Genomic DNA, 20,804 nt, shown 5'->3' on the forward strand with positions numbered 1-20,804 from the left:
CCCACCCGTTCTGCTTCACGAAAAGCAATCATTGTATTTTCCGGATGTGTGCCTTTTACGCCGCGGTGCGCAAAAATGAGGGGTTGCTTCATAGAATCGCTCCTTATCTATTGATATGTAATACAAATTATGAAGAGGCTTAGGGAACGAAACAAGTCGTTTTACAAAAAAATAACATAATTTTACATATATATAAAACTGAATAAAAAAATCGTCTTTTTATAGTGGGGCGAGAGCATCCGGCGACGTGCAGAAGCGGTCAAACCCTTGTAGTGGCCCATGCAAGGGTAAACCAGAGAGAGGAAGTAAGTGCCAATGCTGTTTTGTTCGAAATAGCAAATAAAACGTCGAAATTATAAATCATTTACATATAGTTAAGAACATTCATAAAACTTAAGGTGAATCACACAGGGCGTTAACACTTGCTTGCGTACTATACGGCGAAAGCTATACTCAATGCCGTTCAACGCTTCTACACCGTTAGTGTATTACAACAAAACAGCATTCAAAGAAGCTGGCTTTTTCCGATTATAATTCTGCCTCCAATCGGAAACGATAAAACAGTAAGTTGTAAAAACTTCATCTTTTTTTTGTATTTTAACTATACATTTGAGACGTTTTGTTTTATTTTGTATAGGGAAGATTAAGTTTGTCCTAAAATATGCAACGGAAGGCGTGATAAACACAATGGGATTGTGGTTTACAGAAAAACAAACAGAAAACTTCGGTATTACGTTAAAAATTAATCGTACTTTACATACAGAGCAAACAGAATTTCAAAAGCTTGATATGGTAGAAACGGAAGAGTTCGGCAACATGCTTCTTCTTGACGGCATGGTTATGACGTCAACAAAAGATGAGTTCGTATACCATGAAATGGTAGCGCATGTGCCTTTATTCACGCATCCAAACCCTGAGAACGTTCTTGTAGTAGGCGGCGGAGACGGCGGCGTAATCCGTGAAGTATTAAAGCACCCAAGCGTGAAAAAAGCAACGCTTGTAGAAATTGACGGCAAAGTAATCGAGTACTCTAAAAAGTACTTGCCTGAAATCGCGGGTGAATTAGAAAACCCTCGCGTAGACGTAAAAATCGATGACGGCTTCATGCACATCGCACAAAGCGAAAACGTATACGATGTAATCATGGTTGATTCCACAGAGCCGGTAGGACCAGCTGTAAACTTATTTACAAAAGGCTTCTACGCAGGAATTTCAAAAGCGTTAAAAGAAGATGGTATCTTCGTAGCGCAAACGGACAACCCTTGGTTCACACCGGACTTAATCTCTAAAGTATTCAGAGACGTGAGCGAAATCTTCCCAATTACACGTCTTTACACAGCGAACATCCCGACTTACCCAAGCGGTCTTTGGACATTCACAATTGGATCCAAAAAGCATGATCCGCTTGCAGTGAGCGAAGAGCGTTTCCATGAAATCGAGACAAAGTACTACACAAAAGAGCTTCACAAAGCAGCTTTCGTGTTACCTAAATTTGTCGGCGATTTACTTAAATAATAGAAGACGAAAAGAACGCCTTGTCCGAGGCGTTCTTCATACATAAAGGAGGAAAACATTATGCGTTTTGATGAAGCATACTCTGGCAATGTCTTTATTAAAAGTCACCCAAACTATGAAGAAGCAGAAGCGGTTATCTACGGCATGCCGATGGATTGGACAGTAAGCTTCCGTCCCGGCTCCCGTTTCGGCCCGGCTCGTATCCGCGAAGTGTCTATCGGTCTTGAAGAGTACAGCCCGTACATGGATCGCGAATTGGAAGAAGTAAAATACTTTGACGCTGGCGATATTCCGCTTCCGTTCGGCAACCCGCAGCGCAGCATCGATATGATCGAGGAGTATATCGACGGACTATTGGCTGACGGCAAGTTTCCAATCGGTCTTGGCGGTGAGCACTTAGTATCTTGGCCGGTTATTAAAGCAATGCACAAAAAATATCCGAATCTTGCAATCATCCATATGGATGCGCACACAGACCTTCGCGAATCTTACGAAGGCGAGCCGTTATCTCACTCCACGCCAATTAAAAAAGCGTGTGACTTGATTGGTCCGAAAAACGTGTACTCTTTCGGAATCCGCTCCGGTATGAAAGAAGAGTTCCAATGGGCGAAGGAAGTGGGCATGCCGTTATTCAAATTCGATGTGCTAGAGCCGTTGAAAAAAGTATTGCCTGAGCTTGCAGGCCGTCCTGTATACGTAACGATCGATATTGATGTATTAGATCCGGCACACGCTCCAGGAACAGGTACATTAGAAGCTGGCGGCATTTCATCCAAAGAGCTATTAGCATCTCTTGTTGAAATCGCAAACTCTGATATTAAAGTAGTGGGTGCAGATGTAGTGGAAGTAGCACCTGTGTATGACCACAGCGAGCAAACACCGATTGTCGCAAGTAAAATCATCCGTGAAATCATTCTTGGTTTAGCGCAAAAAAATAAATAATCTTAAAAGCTAACTCTTGATGCAGGAGTTAGCTTTTCCTATTTTTTCACAAGACGGACGTGTTTTTTTTTGGTATGATGAGAGAAGTGTGTTTAAAAATGAATAATTCATGCTTATGCTAGATTTATTATATCTATACAGGTTGGAAAGGTGTGCGGAACATGGACAAGCAGCCTGCGGGTGTACCCATTCAATTAAAATTTGTAACACAGATTCGTGACGGCGCACGGAAGGAAACTATTGCTTTTGATACAAATGGTCTATACTATGAAAAGGGTCAAAGTACATATTTAACGTTTCAAGAGCCGAATGAGCAGGGCGAAGTGAATACGGTTGTTAAAATTCAGGGCACTGATGTGCTGATTATGCGTTCTGGAGCGGTGTCCATGCGGCAAACGCACAAAAAAGGGCAGCAGACGAACGGAATGTACACAAGTGAACTCGGCGCCTTTGCGTTACAAACAAAAACGGACAACGTTCTTTTTGAATGGTCGGAGAAAACGAAAAAAGGACGGTTGTTTTTAACGTATGCGCTGCTTCTTAACGGAAGCGACGCAGGACGATATGCAATTACCATTACCTTTAAGGAGGAGAAGAAATGAACTCTCTGGAGCAAGTAAAAGATCTAGTAAAAGAAGAGATTAAAGCCGCTGTACAAAAGGCTGGTTTAGCAACTGAAGAACAAATTCCAAATGTTGTGCTTGAAGTGCCGAAAGATAAATCACACGGTGATTATTCTACGAACATGGCGATGCAGTTAGCGCGCGTTGCGAAAAAAGCGCCCCGCATGATTGCAGAAGAGCTTGTGAACAGCTTTGATAAAGAAAAAGCATCTATTGAGAAGATTGAGATTGCCGGTCCTGGCTTCATCAACTTTTATATGGATAATAGCTACCTGACAGATTTGATTCCTGCCATTTTAGAAGCGGGAGAAAAATATGGAGAAACAGGTACAGGAAACGGGCAAAAGGTACAAGTGGAGTTCGTATCCGCTAACCCTACAGGCGATCTTCATTTAGGGCATGCCCGCGGCGCGGCTGTCGGCGATACATTATGCAACGTGCTTGCAAAAGCAGGCTATGATGTATCCCGTGAATACTATATCAACGATGCAGGTAACCAAATTCATAATCTTGCATTGTCTGTAGAAGCGCGTTACATGCAGGCGCTTGGCTTGGAAAAAGAAATGCCGGCAGACGGCTACTACGGTGAAGATGTAATCAATATCGGAAAGAGCTTGGCAGAAGAGTTCAGCGACCGTTACGTGAACGTTGATGAAAAGGAACGCTATGATTTCTTCCGTGAATACGGCTTGAAGTACGAATTAGAAAAGCTGAAGAAGGACTTGGAGAGCTTCCGTGTCGGCTTTGACGTATGGTATTCTGAGACATCTCTATACCAAAACGGCAAAATCGACGAAGCTTTGGCAGATCTGAAGAAGAGCGGCGAAATATATGAACTGGACGGCGCAACTTGGTTCCGTTCTACAACATACGGCGATGATAAAGACCGTGTATTAATTAAACAAGACGGTTCTTACACATACTTAACACCTGATATTGCGTACCACCGTGATAAAATTGAGCGCGGCTTTGAAAAACTGATCAACATTTGGGGTGCGGACCATCACGGTTACATTCCTCGCATGAAAGCGGCGATTCAGGCGCTTGGTCATGACAAAGATACGCTGGAAGTAGAAATCATCCAAATGGTGCAATTGTACCAAAACGGCGAAAAAGTAAAAATGAGTAAACGTACGGGCAAAGCGGTTACGCTTCGCGAATTAATGGAGGAAGTAGGCGTAGATGCAATGCGTTACTTCTTCGCAATGCGCAGTGCAGACTCTCATCTTGATTTCGATATGGACTTAGCTGTATCCAAATCTAACGAGAACCCTGTATACTACGCGCAATATGCACACGCACGCGTATGCAGCATCCTTCGTCAAGGCGAAGAGCTTGGCTTACCGGCAGAAGGTTCCGTGAATTACAAGCTGATCGACTCCGAAAAAGAATTCGAACTGCTGAAAAAGCTTGGAGATTTCCCTGCAGCAGTAGCAGAAGCGGCGCAAAAACGTCTGCCGCATCGCATGACAAACTATGTGTTTGATCTTGCTTCTGCCCTTCACAGCTTCTACAACGCTGAAAAGGTGCTTGACCGCGACAATATGGAGAAGAGTCAAGCCCGTTACGACTTAATGAAGGCTGTACAAATTACGCTTCAAAATGCTTTAGCGTTAATTGGTGTTTCTGCGCCGGAGAAAATGTAAATATAATGTTAGAAAAAGCTTCGTTTATCTGGATAAACGAAGCTTTTTAATTTTAAATACGATTGAGGACAGGGGAGCTGTGCATGTTTCTGGATGTGAACAGAGTTCATAAGCAGTCCTATGAGGATGGATATACAATTGGTGCTTCCATCCCATCGTACACCGCATTACAGAATTATGTATTGAAGCTGCGCTATTTGCGCCGGAAATCGTTCGAAGAGGGCTGGTCGCCTGAAGTGAAGGATGACTTGTACACGGATATATTGCGCATGTGCTATCGCAGAAAGTGTCCGCCGCCTTTATTTTTGCTGGAAACGGATTCTTCTTATTTGCATCATTATTTTCTTCAGTACGTGGAAGGGGTGGAGGAGGCGCTTGGGCAGAGGGAGGAAATATGAAAAGGAGGCTCATGCGGGTGCATGAGCTTTTTTAAAAAAGATAAAAATTTCCGTTAATGCTTCCAAGTCCTGTCCTTCTGTTGAAACCCAGGGTATACGCTACACCAAAGATACATGTTTAGAAACACAGGGCAGGGTGTCTTAAAAGCCCTGACCGTTACTATACTCAGGCAACTATAAAATCCTTGGAAAGCCAAGGATTTTATAGTTGTGTTAAAATAATAGGTTCGCCTTTTGTCACGACAATCGTGTGTTCGCACTGCGCTACCAGGCTTTTATCAGGTGTTACAAACGTCCAGCCGTCTCCTGATTCAACGATATGGTTGGCTCCTGCAGAGATAAACGGCTCCACCGCAAGTACCATGCCTTCTTTAAGAAGCATGCTGTCCATCGGATCAAAATAGTTTAAGATGTGCTCCGGCTCTTCATGCAGGCTTAACCCGATGCCGTGGCCTGTCAGGTTTTCAATGACATTGAATTTATTTTTTCTCGCTTCGTTCATCACCGCGCGGCCGATTTGATTCTTTCTCGCGCCGGCTTTTGTTTTCTTCATCGCCGCCCAGAATGCGTCTTCTGCAGTTTTGCAGAGACGTTCTTTTGCTTCATCCTGCCCAAGCACGAATGAAATGCCTGTATCCCCATAATAGCCGTCTAATGCAGCGGAGATATCAACATTTATTAAATCGCCTTCTTGTAAAACGCGGTCACCAGGGATGCCGTGCGCAACCTCTTCGTTTACGCTGATGCACGTTACGCCAGGGAAATCATATTCCTTTTGTGGCGCGGACATCGCACCGTGCTCATCCAGTACGCGCTTTCCGATTAAATCGAGCTCTTTCGTTGTCATCCCGGGCTTCGCAAGGCTTTTCATTTCCTCGCGCGCCAATGCCACAATGCGGCCGATTTTTCGCAATCCCTCTAAATCCTGTTCATTTCGAATAATCATTCCTACACTTCCTTCTTGTAAGTACTTAAATGATAGTATCATTTTTCCTGCAATCGTTCAAAGCTTTCATGACATTTGTCATCTTCATCTTATGACATCTCTTACTGTTTGAAGCGATGGGAAATTCATACAATGAGAGTAGAACATGGAGGTGGAACGATGGAAAAAGTAATTGATGTAAAGGGAGTTTCCAAGGTTTTTAAAAATAAAAAGGCTGTAGATGATGTTTCGTTTTCCATAGAAAAGGGCACGGTGACGGCTATTCTCGGTCCGAACGGGGCAGGGAAGACTACGACTATTTCTATGCTTTTAGGACTGCTGGACCCGTCTGAAGGAGAAATGAAGATATTTGGAAAAAAACCGAAGGATAGCTATGTGCGCAATCGTATGGGAGCGATACTGCAGGAGGTCAGCGTCATCGACCGCGTGACTGTCGGGGAAACGATTGATTTGTTCAGAAGCTACTATTCTCATCCGTTCTCAAAGAAAAAGCTGCTGGAAATGGCGAATTTGGCATCGGAAGAAAAAGTAATGGCAGAAAAGCTGTCGGGCGGACAAAAGCGGCGCCTTGGATTTGCGCTGGCACTGGCAGGGAATCCTGATTTGCTGTTTTTAGATGAACCGACAGTTGGGATGGACATTTCTTCGCGAAAGCGGTTTTGGGAAAGTATTCGCGAGCTTGCGGGCACCGGCAAAACGATTATTTTGACAACGCATTACTTGGAAGAAGCAGATCAGCTCGCAGACCGTATCATTCTTGTCGCAGACGGAAAAATTATTGCCGATGGCGCACCTTCTGACATGAAATCGTCGTTTACGAAAAAAGCCGTTTCGTTCCGAACGCATGGAATGCTTGCGCTTGGAGAGTTTTCGGCACTTCCTTATGTAACAGAGGTTGCGGCAGAGGGAGATGTGATTTCAATTTCCACAACGGACTCTGATGCGGTACTCCATTATATTTTCGATAAGAAGCTTCCTGTTTACGATGTGTTTGTAGAACGCGGAGGGTTGGAAGAGGCATTTGAGAAGCTTGTACAAAGGAAAGGGGAAGCTGTATGAATATGTTTATATCACAGTGCAGGATGGAAATATTGCGGGTGCTGCGAAATCGTCGTTTTATTATTGCATCGCTTATTATGCCGCTTATGTTTTATTATATTTTCACAAATATCGCAGGCGGGGCGTCGAACAGTAAGGAATGGCAGGCGCAGTATTTAATTTCTATGACGACTTTCAGTATTATCGGCTCTGCCATCAACACGCTCGGTCTTCGTCTCGTTCAGGAAAGAACGCAAGGCTGGTCTCGACTCATCCAAATTACTCCTCTGCCGGCGGGTGCCTATCTAACTGCAAAAATGGCAGCGCAAACGCTCATTAATCTATTTTCTATCATTGTTATTTTCTTGACGGGTGCTTTAATTAATAACGTTGAACTGACTGCGCTGCAGTGGATTGAAAGCGGATTGTGGATTTTAATAGGAGCATTTCCATTTTTGGCTCTTGGAACATTTATCGGTTCCTTCAAAAGCATTGATACGGCTGCGGCGGTAGGTAATATTCTGTATATGACACTCTCGATTCTTGGCGGTCTTTGGATGCCGCTTGAAGTTTTGCCAAAAACGCTGCGTACAATCGGGGAATGGCTGCCGACATACCGTTTTGGCCATGGCGCATGGAATATCGTTGCCGGCAAGGCACCTGATGTAACAAGTATAGCGCTCTTAGGAGGATATCTCGTTTTCTTTGTAGTATTATCTGTATATACAAGAAAACGTCAGGAAGCGGTGTAAATGCAAATTAAAAAATTTCAATTGTTCCCGGATAAACACGGCTACTTTCCTCTTATTTGGCTTGTGTATCTCTTCTTCCCCCTTCACTATCTTATGGAAGAGCCTCGCCTGAAAATGATCGTCGGCTACTTACTGCTGGCGATTTTTATTGTAGCTTACCGGCAAGTGTATTTTGCGAAAAAACGCATGTTTTCTCTTTGGGTCATGATACAAATTGGTATTATCTTTACGTACTCTGCTTTTTATCATATCAATTACGTATATATGCACTTTTTCGTAGCAACTTTTGTGGGAATGGCATTTACAAGAAAACAATTTATACAGCTTTTTAGTATGTTTGTCAGTTCCATTGCATTTTCCTTGATTTTGCAGCGCGGTACATGGAGTTTAGATGATATTTTGAATATGCTGCCAATGCTTATTTTAATGCTGCTGTTTCCATTTGGCCTTCAGGCGGGCAGAAAGCGCAAGGAGCTTGAGGGAAAGTTGAACAAAGCAAATGAACAAATACAAGAACTAGTCAAACGCGAGGAACGCCAGCGCATTGCCCGTGATCTACATGATACGCTTGGTCATACGTTATCGCTTATTACATTGAAAAGCCAGCTTGTGGAGAAGCTCGTCACGAAAGATCCAGAGCGGGCGAAGCTTGAAGCGAAGGAAATTGAACAAACATCCCGCGCTGCTTTAAAGCAAGTGAGGGAGCTTGTTACGGAAATGCGCTCTATCACGATCGCGGAAGAGATAGTACAGGTGCAAGCGATTCTGCAAGCTGCAGGTATTGCTTTTCAGTATGAAGAAGAAGCGGACACTGCTAATATCGCCCCTCTTACGCAAAATATAATGGGGATGTGCCTTCGTGAAGCGGTAACGAACGTTGTGAAGCATAGTCAGGCCACTGTTTGTACTGTGAGAGTTTATATTACGAAGGGGGAAACTGTACTTGAGGTAAAGGATAATGGCGTCGGCATTCAGAGTGCGGAGGGAAACGGATTAAATGGCATTCAGGAACGGCTTGCCTTGCTTGAGGGCGTGCTTAAGCTTGCATCGGGGAATGGCGGGACAGAGGTTGCGATTTCAATCCCGCTCGTTCGAAAGGAAAAGGACGGGATGACAGGATGATACGTATTGTAATTGCAGAAGACCAGCGGATGCTTCGGGGAGCCCTCGGGGCATTGCTTGATTTGGAAGATGATATTGAAGTCGTCGGGCAAGCGGCGAACGGGGAGGAAGCCCTGAAGCTTATACAATCCATGCAGCCGGACATATGCTTAATGGATATTGAGATGCCGCTCAAGAGCGGCTTGGACGTTGCAGAGGAGCTAAGGAAGCAACAATCGCCTTGCCGCGTTATGATTTTGACGACATTCGCTCGTCCCGGTTATTTTGAGAGAGCGATGAAGGCAGGCATTCACGGGTATTTGCTTAAGGATGGACCGAGCGAGGATTTGGCGGCATCCATCCGCAATGTTATGAAAGGCAAGCGCGAGATCTCGCCGGATTTAATGTTCGGCATGTGGCAAGAGGAAAATCCGCTGACAGATCGCGAGAAGGAGCTGCTCGTGCTTGCACGGGAAGGAAAAACGACAAATGAAATCGCAAACATGCTGTACTTATCTTCAGGCACTGTGCGCAACTACATGTCAGAGATTCTAAATAAGCTCGGGGCGCGCAACCGCATCGAAGCGATTGCAGCTGCAGAGGAAAAAGGCTGGATATAAGAAAAGCGGAACCGGCTCGCTCAGGCACAGAGCCTAAGGTTCTCCGCCCTAAAAGGCGCTTTTTGCCTTTTTGTGGCGGAGGTTCTTAGGCGGCAGTGCCTAGCCGGTGGAGCTGGACATGAAGAAAAGCAGGATTCCTATAAAGAAAGCATGTTTTTTGATGCCAGCTTAATGCGGTTGGACAGCAGGACATCCCATACTTTGTCTGCGTCAACCGGCTTGCTTATATAAAATCCTTGGATTTGATCGCATTGCTGTCTGCTTAAAAAAGACCACTGTTCGTTCGTTTCCACACCTTCTGCGATGACCGTCAGCTGCAGGTTTTTGGCCATCATAATAATGGATGAAATAATCGCTTCTTCCTGCGGGTTGTTTTGAATTTCCTTAATAAATTCCCGGGCAATCTTCAATGTATGAATCGGATACTTCGTTAAGTAAGATAAAGAAGAATAGCCCGTGCCGAAATCATCAATGGAGATTTGGACGTTCAACCGCTTTAACTGATTCAATTTTTTAATGACTTGCTCCTCTTTTTTCATCGCGACGCCTTCTGTAATTTCTAAATCCAGCAAATGCGCCGGCAGCTTTGTTTCTTCCAGTATACTTGAAACGAGCTCTACAAGGTTGGACTGGTTGAACTGCAGAGGAGATAAATTCACGCCCACCTTTAAATGTGCATAGCCCCTATCGTGCCACTCGATAGCTTGCTGACAAGCCGTTCGGAGAATCCATTCTCCGATAGGAATGATAAGCCCGGTTTCTTCAGCGATCGGGATAAATTCAGCAGGAGATACCATCCCAAATTTCGGATGCTTCCAGCGCAGCAATGCTTCAAAGCCTATGATTTCATGCGTTTCCATATTCACCTGCGGCTGATAATGAAGAACAAGCTCATTGTTTTGCAGAGCCTGATTCAGTTCTCCTTCTAAGAAATGCTTCTCATCCTCTACATCACTCATTTCTTGGGAATAAAATATGTATTTGTTTTTTCCGCTTGCCTTGGCTCGATACATAGCGATATCCGCGTTTTTCATAAGTTTTGTTACATTTGTGCCGTGAGAAGGATGAAGAGCAATTCCGATGCTTGGCGTAATTTTTAATTCATTTCCGCTGACATATATAGGTTCATTTAATAGCTCCAGCAAGCGCTCCGCAGTAAGCGCAGCTCCTTGTTGCGAGAAGACATCGGTGAGAAGAACCGTAAATTCATCTCCACCTTGGCGTGCTACAATATCTTTAGAGCGCAGAGATTGCTGAAGCCGTTTGCTGACCTCAATAAGCAGGAGGTCGCCGATATCATGTCCGAGACGATCATTAACCTTTTTGAATCGGTCTAAATCAATGAACAGAACAGCTGTCATCGTTTCACGCTTCGTTGCTGTTTTCAGAGCTTCTGCCAAGCAATTCTCAAACTTTCTTCGATTCGGCAAGCTTGTGAGAGCATCGTGGAATGCCATATGCTCTACTTGCCGCTGTTTTTGCTTCAATTCTGTCGTATCCCTTGCAATGCCATACATGCCGATAGTTTTATTGCCTACCAAGGTGGGGATTAAGGTAACTTGCAAATAAGAGAACTCCTTCTCTTTGTCGCAGGCGCGTACTTCAAAAGTTTGCGATAAACCAGTTTTCGCCTGGCGTATAGCGTCACGTGCCATATACTGATCGTCTTCTACCACATAATTCAAGAAGGATTGTCCATTTAGCTCCTCGAATGTGTAGCCTAGGATTTCCATGCAGGATGTATTGGCACTTTGGAAATTTCCACTCATATCTAAGGAAAATACGGCATCCGGATGATTTTCAAACAATGTTTTATATTGTTGCTCGCTTTTAGAAAGAGCTTGAATGCCTTCATTGACTTTATCTTCGAGCTGTTCGTTCAAGCTATGATACGTGCGAAGAAGCTGCCGGTTATCACGCCACATGAAGATTTGCCGGAAAAACAATAATGCGAAGGCCGTGCAAAGTCCTATCCTCATAAAACGATCTTGCGCTATGTCCAGCACAGTGAACTTGAAAATAATGAGAATGTAAATATAAAGGGAAAAAAAGCGGATGTAATGCCAACTTGTAAGATACTTTGCGGAATGTACTTCCTTTAAGGTTTCCTTATGAAATCTATCCATTTCTATATACTCCATTTCTGGCATAAGGCTATTACATTCAAATGATATTACAAAATGTAAATATAACGTTAAATTAATATTACGTTTTGTTGAATGAATATGGAGGATTACATTTCAAATGCGCCATCTACAAAATCAGCATACGAGCGAAATTCCTTTTCAGATTTGGGAGAAGAGAGATGCACCTTCGGAATGATATTTGTATGCGTCTATGTAGCAAACACCACCGGAAGCATCATTGTTTTACGGGAGAGCAGTCCCAAAGCGCCAGGGCGTGAGATATATACTCAAATTGAATTCTCATAGATTCTTCTCCTTCTTGTTCTTAGAGGAAAAATGCAACTGCTGTAGCCAGCCACTCCTTGCATCGTTTCGAAAACGGAAGATTTGATATTTCTTCCAAGGTGAGAAGCTGGGAATTCTCCAAATCTTGATCAACCTCCTTTTTCACAACTTCAATGAAAGACTTATCATAAATAAAACAATTTATTTCGTGGTTAATATATAAGCTGCGTAAATCGAAATTCGCTGTGCCGATGTCGCAAATACGTCCATCAACCATTATGATTTTTGCATGAAAAAAACCGTCTTCAAATTGATAAATAGAGCAGCCTGCACGAAGCAAAGGCCGGCAGTATGGAAGCTTTGCTTCCCGGACGAGCGGATGATCTGCTTTTTTTGGCACTAGAATTGTAATGCGGATACCGCGCTCGGCTGCGCGAAGCAAAGCGCGCTGCAGCTTGCGTCCCGGAATGAAATACGGCGTGCCGATATATAAATCATGCTCGGCTTCCTCAATCAAATCCAGAAAGGCTTGCTGCAGGTAAGCGCCGTCTGTCGGAACGAAGCGATGCAGAGCGGAGCCTTTCGCAAGGGCGGGGTAATATTTCGATTCTTTGATCAAATCTTCTTTTGTTTCATCGCGCCAATCGTGAAGAAACTGCACCTGTAAATCCTGTACGCCTTCACCTGTAAGGCGAAGATGATAATCGCGCCAATTGCCGAGCTGCGGATCGTGCCCCAAATATTCTTCACCGATGTTAAAGCCGCCGATATAACCGATTTTACCGTCAATAATAGTAATTTTCCGGTGATTGCGCTGATTGGCTGAATAAAATAGAAATGGCAGCCGAATCGTGTGGCAAAATGAGAAATGAACACCGTTTTCGCGCAGCTGCCGAATGGAATCTTTTGATAGATGGTGGCTGCCGATGCGATCTAACAGCAGACGCACTTCAATTCCTTGCCTTGCTTTTTCCATTAAAAGCTCCAAAAATTTATGACTAACGCGGTCATTGTTCACAATAAAGAATAAAATATGAATATGATGGCGCGCGTGTTGTATATCAGCGAATAAATCATCATAAAGCGTCTGGCCGCATGTATATAAACGAAAATCGCTATGGCGCATCGGGAATTTGCGAACCTCCGCCCGCTTTAGCTGATTTCGTCTTCCGAGACAAAAATCCACGCCGGCCCATACGACAAGCAAGACGAGGAAGCGAAAGAAAAAAGACATAAAAACCCCCCTCCTGATACACTGGTTCTTATAGTTTCGCCTGAAGAGGAAAAAAAATTCTTTTGTTGTATAACAAAAACTGTTGACTGAATGCTCACTCATACTATAATAAAAGTAGATAAAAAATTCAGAAGATTTTTTTGGTTCTAAATGTTTAAAAAAGGGGGGTAAAAATTTTTACTAGTTCCTCACGCAAATCGTATACATATAAAGAGAGGGGATGAAGCATGAACGGCTGGCTTCTTGTAAACTGGTTAGCATTTCTCGGCATAACGAGTTATGGCGTGTATCTGTTTGTATACCTCATTCAAACGAGACTTGCTTACATCAAATTGGGGAAAAAGGTTGAATTCGATAACAAAGTAAAAGAGAGATGGGAACGCGTAAAAGTGAACGTGTTCGGACAAAAAAAGCTGCTCAAAGATAAGAAAAGCGGCATTATGCACGTTATGTTCTTCTATGGATTCATTCTCGTCCAGTTCGGAGCATTAGACTTCATTTGGAAAGGCTTAGCACCAGGATCACATCTTCCGCTTGGACCACTCTACCCTGCATTCACATTCTTCCAGGAAATTGTTACATTCGTTATTTTAATCGCTGTGTATTGGGCTTTTTATAGACGTTATATTGAAAAGCTTGTTCGCTTAAAACGAAACTTTAAAGCGGGACTTGTTTTAATCTTTATCGGCGGCTTAATGCTTTCTGTATTGTTAGGAAACGGTGCAGGCATCATTTGGCACGGTGAAGAGCTGTCATGGAGCGAGCCAATCGCTTCCGGCATCGCTTATTTATTATCCGGCATCGGCACAACAGGCGCGATCGTCATTTTCTATATCGCTTGGTGGATTCACTTAACAATTCTATTAACATTCTTAGTATACGTGCCTCAATCGAAGCACGCCCATTTAATTGCCGGTCCTGCAAACGTTTACTTCGGGCGTTTGACGAATCCGGGCAAGCTTGAAAAAATCGATTTTGAAGATGAATCACAGGAATCCTTCGGGGTCGGAAAAATTCAAGACTTTAAGCAAACACAGCTTATCGACTTGTACGCTTGCGTAGAGTGCGGCAGATGTACGAATATGTGTCCAGCAACGGGAACAGGCAAAATGCTGTCTCCGATGGACTTGATTGTAAAACTGCGTGACCACTTAACAGATACAGGTGCGGCTGTTACGTCCCGCACGCCTTGGGTTCCGGCATTTGCATTTGCCAATACACAAGGAAATCAGTTGGCAATGGCTGCAGGACAGCAGGAATCCGCTGCGGCGCTTGCATACAGCCCGAGCTTAATCGGCGAGGTTATCACAGAAGAGGAGATTTGGGCATGTACAACGTGCCGTAACTGTGAAGACCAGTGTCCGGTTATGAACGAGCACGTGGATAAAATTATCGACCTGCGCCGCTACCTCGTATTAACAGAAGGAAAGATGGACGCAGATGCGCAGCGAGCGATGACAAATATCGAACGTCAAGGCAACCCTTGGGGCTTAAGCCGCAAAGAACGCGAAACTTGGCGTGAAGCAAGAGAAGATGTTCATATCCCGACTGTAAAAGAAATGTCCAAAGCGGGAGAAGAATTTGAATATCTCTTCTGGGTCGGATCTATGGGTTCTTACGATAATCGCAGCCAAAAAATCGCGCTATCCTTCGCGAAGCTTATGAACGAAGCTGGCATTAAGTTTGCGATTCTTGGAAACAAAGAAAAGAACTCCGGCGATACGCCGCGCCGTCTCGGAAATGAATTCTTGTTCCAAGACATGGCAGCGAAAAACATCGAAGAGTTTGAAAAAGCAGGCGTGAAGAAAATTGTAACAATCGACCCGCATGCATACAACATCTTTAAAAACGAGTATCCAGACTTCGGTTTAGAAGCGGAAGTCTACCATCATACAGAACTATTGGCACAATGGGTACAAGAAGGAAAACTGAAGCCGAATCACGAAGTAAATGAAACGATTACGTACCATGATTCCTGCTACTTGGGACGCTACAACGAAGTATATGAAGCGCCTCGTTCCATTTTGAAAGCGGTTCCGGGCGTAAAGGTTGTGGAAATGGAACGCAACCGCGAAACAGGAATGTGCTGCGGCGCCGGCGGCGGTCTCATGTGGATGGAAGAGCACGCAGGCACTCGCATCAACGTAGCGAGAACCGAGCAAGCTCTTGCGGTCAAGCCAACCGTTATCAGTACAGGATGTCCGTATTGCTTGACGATGATCAGCGACGGAACGAAGGCGAAGGAAGCAGAAGAGCAAGTACAAACGCTCGACGTAACAGAAATCCTAGAGAAATCTGTTATAGGCATGAATGAAAGAACACCCGCAATTTGAGAAGAAAAGAGGTGCGCCTGCACCTCTTTTCACAGCAGCAACATCGAGCGAGCGTTCAATCAAGAAAAGCGGAACCGGCTCGTTCAGGCGCAGAACCTAAGGTTCTCCGCCCTAAAAAGCGCTTTTTGCTTTTTTGAGGCGGAGGTTCTTAGGTGGCAGCGCCTAGCCGGCAGAGCTGGACATCAAGAAAAGCGGAATCGGCTCGTTCAGCTCCAAAAATGAATTCTTTCAATTTCAAAAGTAACAAAGGGGGACTTTACATGGGGAAAACAGTAATTATTGGGGCGGCAAGAACGCCTATCGGTAAATTCGGCGGTGCTTTAAAAGACGTGAAGGCGGCAGAGCTTGGGGGAACTGCCATCAAAGCGGCTTTAGAACGAGCAAATGTTATACCGACTGATGTAGAGGAAGTTATTTTCGGTACAGTTGTGCAGGGGGGCCAAGGGCAAATCCCATCTCGTCAGGCAGCACGCAATGCAGAAATTTCCTGGGAAACGCACACGGAAACAATCAACAAAGTGTGTGCTTCCGGGTTAAGGGCGGTAACGTTAGCGGATCAAATCATCCGCGCTGGCGACCAATCGCTAATCGTGGCAGGAGGCATGGAATCCATGAGCAACGCTCCTTATATTCTGAAGGGAGCGCGCTGGGGATATCGCATGGGGCATAGCGAGGTAGTGGACCTTAACATCGCAGATGGATTAACGTGCTCCTTCTCCGGTGTTCATATGGGCACATACGGAAACGAAGTGGCAAGCGAAGACAATATTTCTCGCGAAGAGCAGGATGAGTGGGCATACCACAGCCATATGAAAGCAGTAACAGCTCGTAAAGAAGGCCGTTTTGAAGAGGAAATCGTGCCTGTAACTATTCCGCAGCGCAAGGGAGACCCGATTGTCGTGGCTCACGATGAAGCGCCTCGTGAAGATACGACTGTTGAGAAGCTCGCGAAGCTGAAGCCGGTATTTGGCGCAAACGGAACAATTACGGCAGGAAATGCGCCCGGCTTGAACGACGGAGCGGCAGCACTTGTTTTAATGAGCGAAGAACGCGCGCAAGCAGAAGGCAAAACGCCGATTGCGACAATCCTCGGCCAAGCGGCAATTGCGGTAGAAGCGAAGGATTTCCCTAGAACACCGGGTTATGTCATTAACGAGCTGTTAAAGAAAACAGGAAAAACAGTAGAAGAAATCGACTTGTTTGAAATCAACGAAGCATTCGCAGCAGTTGCGATTGCAAGCAGCCGAATTGCAGGCTTGGACTTGGAAAAAGTGAACGTAAACGGCGGTGCTGTAGCGATGGGTCACCCAATCGGCGCAAGCGGCGCCCGCATCATCGTATCCTTGATTCATGCATTAAAGCAACGCGGCGGCGGCATCGGCATCGCAGCAATCTGCAGCGGCGGCGGCCAAGGCGATGCGATCATGATCGAAGTGAAATAAGAAAAGCGGAGCCGGCTCGTTCAGGCGCAGAACCAGAGGTTCTCACCCCATAAAGGCGCTTTTTGCCTTTATGTGGGTGAGGTTCTCTGGTGGCAGCGCCTAGCCGGTGGAGCTGGACATAAAGAAAAGCGGAATCGGCTCGTTCAGCTTTCGATGATATGGGGATGCCCGCGGGACTGGCGAAATGGCTTTATTAAAAAGGTGGAGGCAAACCCTCTCCCTCTTAAAACAAGGAGGATGAAATATGAACGTTCAAAACATAGTGGTAATCGGCGCAGGACAAATGGGGTCTGGGATTGCGCAAGTATGTGCGATGGCAGGGTATTCCGTAAGCTTGCAGGATTTGAAGCAAGAGCAAATCGACAAAGGAATTGGCATTATTACGAAAAACCTTTCCCGTCAAGTGGAAAAAGGCCGCATGACAGAAGAGGAAAAGCAAGCTGTATTAGATAGAATTTCTCCGGCATTGGACCTTGCGTGCGCAAGGGAAGCGGATCTTGTCATTGAAGCGGCAGTAGAACGCATGGATATTAAAAAACAAATTTTTGCGCAGTTGGATGAAATTACACCTTCACATACCATTTTGGCTACAAATACTTCATCGCTCCCTATCACAGAAATCGCAGCAGCTACGAAGCGTCCGGAGCAAGTAATCGGCATGCACTTCATGAACCCGGTACCGGTCATGAAGCTTGTAGAAATTATCCGCGGACTCGCCACAACAGACGAAGTATATCAAACGATTGAAGACATCACGAAGAAAATCGGCAAAGTGCCGGTAGAAGTAAATGATTTTCCTGGCTTTATCTCCAACAGAATTTTGCTTCCAATGATCAATGAAGCCATTTATGCATTATATGAAGGTGTCGCAACGAAAGAAGCAATCGACGATGTGATGAAGCTTGGCATGAACCATCCGATGGGACCTCTTACACTGGCTGACTTTATCGGCTTAGATACATGTTTATACATTATGGAAGTGTTGCATGAAGGCTTGGGCGACAGCAAATACCGTCCGTGCCCGCTTCTTCGCAAATATGTAAGCGCAGGCTGGTTAGGCAAGAAAACAGGCCGCGGCTTCTACGTATACGAGTAAGGCAATACTTCACAAGCGGAGATTTCCCCAATGATGTTAAAGAGGAAGCAAGTCATAATTTCTACACCGAGGTGAGGGGCATGCATCTTTTATTCACAGAAGAACAAAACATGATGAGAAAAATGGTTCGTGACTTTGCGGAAAACGAAATTGCGCCATTTGTGCCGCGCATGGAGAAAGGTGAGTTTCCTAGAGAGGTATTGAAGAAAATGGGTGAGCTCGGCTTGATGGGCATTCCGATTCCGGAAGAGTATGGCGGGGCCGGCATGGATTTCATTTCTTATATTCTTGCAATCAATGAGCTATCCCGTGTGAGTGCAACGATTGGCGTTATTCTTGCAGTTCATACGTCTGTTTGCACAAATCCGATTCTTTACTTCGGCACGGAAGAGCAGAAGCGCAAGTATATCCCTAAGCTTGCGGGCGGGGAATATCTCGGCGCATTCGCTCTGACAGAACCGAGCGCGGGTTCTGATGCCGGCAGCTTGAAAACGCGTGCCGTAAAGGACGGAGATTTCTATAGAGTGAACGGTTCTAAGGTATTCATCACAAACGGCGGCGAAGCGGACACGTATATCGTGTTTGCTACCATGGATCCGACAGCAGGCACGCGCGGCATCTCTGCTTTTATCGTGGAAAAGGATACGCCAGGTCTCATTGTCGGCAAGGATGAGCACAAGATGGGTCTTTACGGCTCACGCACTGTGCAGCTGATTTTTGAAGATATGAAGGTGCCGGCAGAAAATTTGCTTGGCGGTGAAGGGCAAGGCTTTAAGGTCGCAATGGCGAACTTGGATGCCGGCCGCATCGGAATCGGGGCGCAGGCATTGGGTATCGCTGAGGCGGCGCTGAAGTGCGCGAACGAATATGCAAGAGAGCGTCAGCAATTCGGCAAGCCAATCTCCACGCAGCAGGGAATCGGTTTTAAGCTGGCGGACATGGCAACGAGCGTGGAAGCAGCGCGTCTTCTCGTATATCGTGCGGCATCTCTTCGCGCACAAGGTATTTCCTGCAGCAAGGAAGCATCCATGGCGAAGCTGTTTGCTTCCAAAACGGCAGTGGACGTATCCATCGAAGCAATTCAAGTGTATGGCGGGTATGGCTATACAAAAGATTATCCGGTTGAGCGCTACTTCCGCGACGCGAAGGTATGCGAGATTTACGAAGGAACGAGCGAAATTCAAAGACTTGTAATCAGCAAACAGCTTTAAAAACATATATACAAGTGAATAAAAAACCGTCTATTTATAGTGGGGAGAGATTAAAAGACGTGAAGAAGCGGTCAAACCTTTGTAGCGGTTCATGCAAGGGTAAACCAGAGAGAAGAAGTATGCAATACTCCCTTTTGGTTGCACATAGCACATGGAAATGTCGAGATTATAATTCACTCATATATAGAGGAGGACTCATCCATGCAATTCAAACTATCAGAAGAACATGAAATGATTAGAAAAATGGTTCGCGATTTTGCGAAAAATGAAGTAGCTCCTACAGCTGCAGAGCGTGACGAAGAAGAACGCTTTGACCGCGAGCTGTTCGATAAAATGGCAGAGCTTGGTTTAACAGGTATTCCATGGCCGGAAGAATACGGCGGCATCGGCAGCGATTACTTAGCTTATGTAATTGCGGTAGAAGAATTATCACGTGTTTGTGCGTCTACTGGCGTAACATTATCCGCTCATACATCTTTAGCGGGTTGGCCAATTTACAAATTCGGTTCTGAAGAGCAAAAGCAAAAGTATCTTCGCCCGATGGCAGAAGGGAAGAAAATCGGTGCGTACGGCTTGACTGAGCCAGGCTCCGGCTCTGATGCCGGAGGTATGAGAACGACGGCGAAGCGCGACGGCGATCACTACATTTTGAATGGCTCTAAAATTTTTATCACAAACGGCGGTGTAGCGGATATTTATGTTGTATTTGCATTAACAGATCTTGAATCTAAACAGCGCGGCACAACTGCATTCATCGTAGAAAGCGATACGCCTGGCTTCTCCGTAGGCAAGAAGGAAAGCAAGCTCGGTATTCGTTCCTCGCCTACAACAGAGATTATGTTTGAAGATTGCCGCGTTCCTGTCGAGAACCGTCTTGGCGAAGAAGGGCAAGGCTTCAAAATTGCGATGCAAACATTGGACGGTGGCCGTAACGGTATCGCGGCACAAGCTGTCGGTATTGCACAAGGTGCATTGGATGCGGCCGTCGGGTATGCAAAAGAGCGTCAGCAATTCGGCAAGCCGATTTCCGAACAGCAAGGAATCGGCTTTAAGCTGGCAGATATGGCAACGAGCGTAGAAGCAGCGCGTCTTTTAACCTACCAAGCGGCATGGCTTGAATCCGAAGGTCTTCCTTATGGTAAAGAATCCGCGATGTCTAAACTGTTCGCAGGAGATGCGGCGATGAAGGTAACGACAGAAGCGGTGCAAGTATTTGGCGGCTACGGCTACACGAAGGACTATCCGGTAGAACGCTACATGCGCGATGCGAAAATCACGCAAATTTATGAAGGAACACAGGAAATTCAAAGGCTGGTTATTTCCCGCATGATTGCGAAGTAAGAAAAGCGGAACCGGCTCGTTCAGGTGCAGAACCAGAGGTTCCTCTCCCTCAAAGGCGCTTTTTGCCTTTGTGTGGAGAGGGTTCTCTGGTGGCAGCACCTAGCCGGAGTAGCTAGATATGTCATCAAATTTTATATTTCCTTATTATGTAAATA

At 45.3% G+C, this 20,804-nt stretch carries 17 protein-coding genes and 2 pseudogenes; 14 read left to right on the forward strand and 5 right to left on the reverse strand.

All coding sequences use genetic code 11. The features are described 5' to 3' along the window. Window positions 1-92, reverse strand: a pseudogene (locus H540_RS32050) (glycerophosphodiester phosphodiesterase); the annotation flags it as partial. 595 nt (window positions 93-687) lie between these two features. Here H540_RS32050 and speE point away from each other — a divergent pair. The 5 genes from speE (at window position 688) to H540_RS0110570 (ending at window position 5,124) form a co-directional block, all read left to right on the forward strand. Next, complete coding sequence (gene speE / locus H540_RS0110550; protein WP_028400613.1) at window positions 688-1,515, forward strand: spermidine synthase; 828 nt, start codon at window positions 688-690, stop codon at window positions 1,513-1,515. Between the two features lie 60 nt (window positions 1,516-1,575). Beyond that, complete coding sequence (gene speB / locus H540_RS0110555; protein WP_028400614.1) at window positions 1,576-2,457, forward strand: agmatinase; 882 nt, start codon at window positions 1,576-1,578, stop codon at window positions 2,455-2,457. A 161-nt stretch (window positions 2,458-2,618) separates the two neighbouring features. Further along, complete coding sequence (locus H540_RS0110560; protein WP_028400615.1) at window positions 2,619-3,059, forward strand: YwiB family protein; 441 nt, start codon at window positions 2,619-2,621, stop codon at window positions 3,057-3,059. Next, window positions 3,056-4,726 carry an arginine--tRNA ligase gene (gene argS, locus H540_RS0110565; protein ID WP_028400616.1) on the forward strand — a complete coding sequence of 557 codons (1,671 nt, stop codon included), beginning with the start codon at window positions 3,056-3,058 and terminating at the stop codon, window positions 4,724-4,726. Before H540_RS0110560 ends, argS begins: the two co-directional genes overlap by 4 nt. A gap of 83 nt (window positions 4,727-4,809) precedes the next feature. Further along, the gene (locus tag H540_RS0110570; RefSeq protein ID WP_028400617.1) at window positions 4,810-5,124 is read left to right on the forward strand and encodes a hypothetical protein; all 315 of its coding nucleotides are present in this window, start codon (window positions 4,810-4,812) and stop codon (window positions 5,122-5,124) included. A 202-nt stretch (window positions 5,125-5,326) separates the two neighbouring features. Here H540_RS0110570 and map read toward each other — a convergent pair whose 3' ends face one another. Beyond that, on the reverse strand, window positions 5,327-6,070 hold the full coding sequence (gene map, locus H540_RS0110575) for a type I methionyl aminopeptidase (protein ID WP_028400618.1): 744 nt from the start codon (window positions 6,068-6,070) through the stop codon (window positions 5,327-5,329). Window positions 6,071-6,229: 159 nt separating this feature from the next. Between map and H540_RS0110580 the strand changes: the two genes are divergently transcribed. From H540_RS0110580 to H540_RS0110595, 4 genes are read left to right on the forward strand one after another with little or no spacing between them, the layout of a single operon-like run. Beyond that, window positions 6,230-7,129 (forward strand): ABC transporter ATP-binding protein, encoded by a 900-nt coding sequence (locus H540_RS0110580; protein ID WP_028400619.1) that lies wholly within the window; start codon window positions 6,230-6,232, stop codon window positions 7,127-7,129. After that, the gene (locus H540_RS0110585) at window positions 7,126-7,860 is read left to right on the forward strand and encodes an ABC transporter permease (protein WP_028400620.1); all 735 of its coding nucleotides are present in this window, start codon (window positions 7,126-7,128) and stop codon (window positions 7,858-7,860) included. Before H540_RS0110580 ends, H540_RS0110585 begins: the two co-directional genes overlap by 4 nt. After that, window positions 7,861-8,982, forward strand: coding sequence for a sensor histidine kinase (locus tag H540_RS0110590; RefSeq protein ID WP_028400621.1), 1,122 nt, complete (start codon window positions 7,861-7,863; stop codon window positions 8,980-8,982). Then, window positions 8,979-9,581, forward strand: a complete 603-nt coding sequence (locus tag H540_RS0110595; protein ID WP_028400622.1) for a response regulator transcription factor — start codon at window positions 8,979-8,981, stop codon at window positions 9,579-9,581. Before H540_RS0110590 ends, H540_RS0110595 begins: the two co-directional genes overlap by 4 nt. A gap of 137 nt (window positions 9,582-9,718) precedes the next feature. Here the strand turns inward: H540_RS0110595 and H540_RS29500 are convergent, their stop codons facing one another. From H540_RS29500 to cls, 3 genes and pseudogenes are all read right to left on the reverse strand, one after another. Further along, a complete protein-coding gene (locus H540_RS29500; protein ID WP_051317064.1) occupies window positions 9,719-11,707 on the reverse strand; it encodes a putative bifunctional diguanylate cyclase/phosphodiesterase in 1,989 nt (662 codons plus the stop codon). A 116-nt stretch (window positions 11,708-11,823) separates the two neighbouring features. Next, window positions 11,824-11,943 (reverse strand): annotated as a pseudogene (gene uvsE / locus H540_RS34545) (UV DNA damage repair endonuclease UvsE); the annotation flags it as partial. Between the two features lie 89 nt (window positions 11,944-12,032). Beyond that, window positions 12,033-13,226 carry a cardiolipin synthase gene (gene cls / locus H540_RS0110605; RefSeq protein ID WP_028400623.1) on the reverse strand — a complete coding sequence of 398 codons (1,194 nt, stop codon included), beginning with the start codon at window positions 13,224-13,226 and terminating at the stop codon, window positions 12,033-12,035. Between the two features lie 227 nt (window positions 13,227-13,453). On the opposite strand from cls, the gene H540_RS0110610 reads away from it, so the two are divergent. From H540_RS0110610 to H540_RS0110630, 5 genes are all read left to right on the forward strand, one after another. Continuing rightward, on the forward strand, window positions 13,454-15,559 hold the full coding sequence (locus H540_RS0110610; RefSeq protein ID WP_028400624.1) for a (Fe-S)-binding protein: 2,106 nt from the start codon (window positions 13,454-13,456) through the stop codon (window positions 15,557-15,559). 218 nt (window positions 15,560-15,777) lie between these two features. Beyond that, entirely contained in the window at window positions 15,778-17,001 is a 1,224-nt protein-coding gene (locus H540_RS0110615; protein ID WP_425388103.1) for an acetyl-CoA C-acetyltransferase, read from the forward strand. Between the two features lie 244 nt (window positions 17,002-17,245). Next, complete coding sequence (locus H540_RS0110620; RefSeq protein ID WP_028400626.1) at window positions 17,246-18,097, forward strand: 3-hydroxybutyryl-CoA dehydrogenase; 852 nt, start codon at window positions 17,246-17,248, stop codon at window positions 18,095-18,097. A gap of 80 nt (window positions 18,098-18,177) precedes the next feature. Next, complete coding sequence (locus H540_RS0110625; protein ID WP_028400627.1) at window positions 18,178-19,308, forward strand: acyl-CoA dehydrogenase; 1,131 nt, start codon at window positions 18,178-18,180, stop codon at window positions 19,306-19,308. 201 nt (window positions 19,309-19,509) lie between these two features. After that, the gene (locus tag H540_RS0110630) at window positions 19,510-20,649 is read left to right on the forward strand and encodes an acyl-CoA dehydrogenase (protein WP_028400628.1); all 1,140 of its coding nucleotides are present in this window, start codon (window positions 19,510-19,512) and stop codon (window positions 20,647-20,649) included. Window positions 20,650-20,804: the final 155 nt, after the last annotated feature.

The organism is Ectobacillus panaciterrae DSM 19096 (assembly GCF_000430785.1).
GTDB classification, from domain to species: Bacteria; Bacillota; Bacilli; order Bacillales; family Bacillaceae_G; genus Ectobacillus; species Ectobacillus panaciterrae.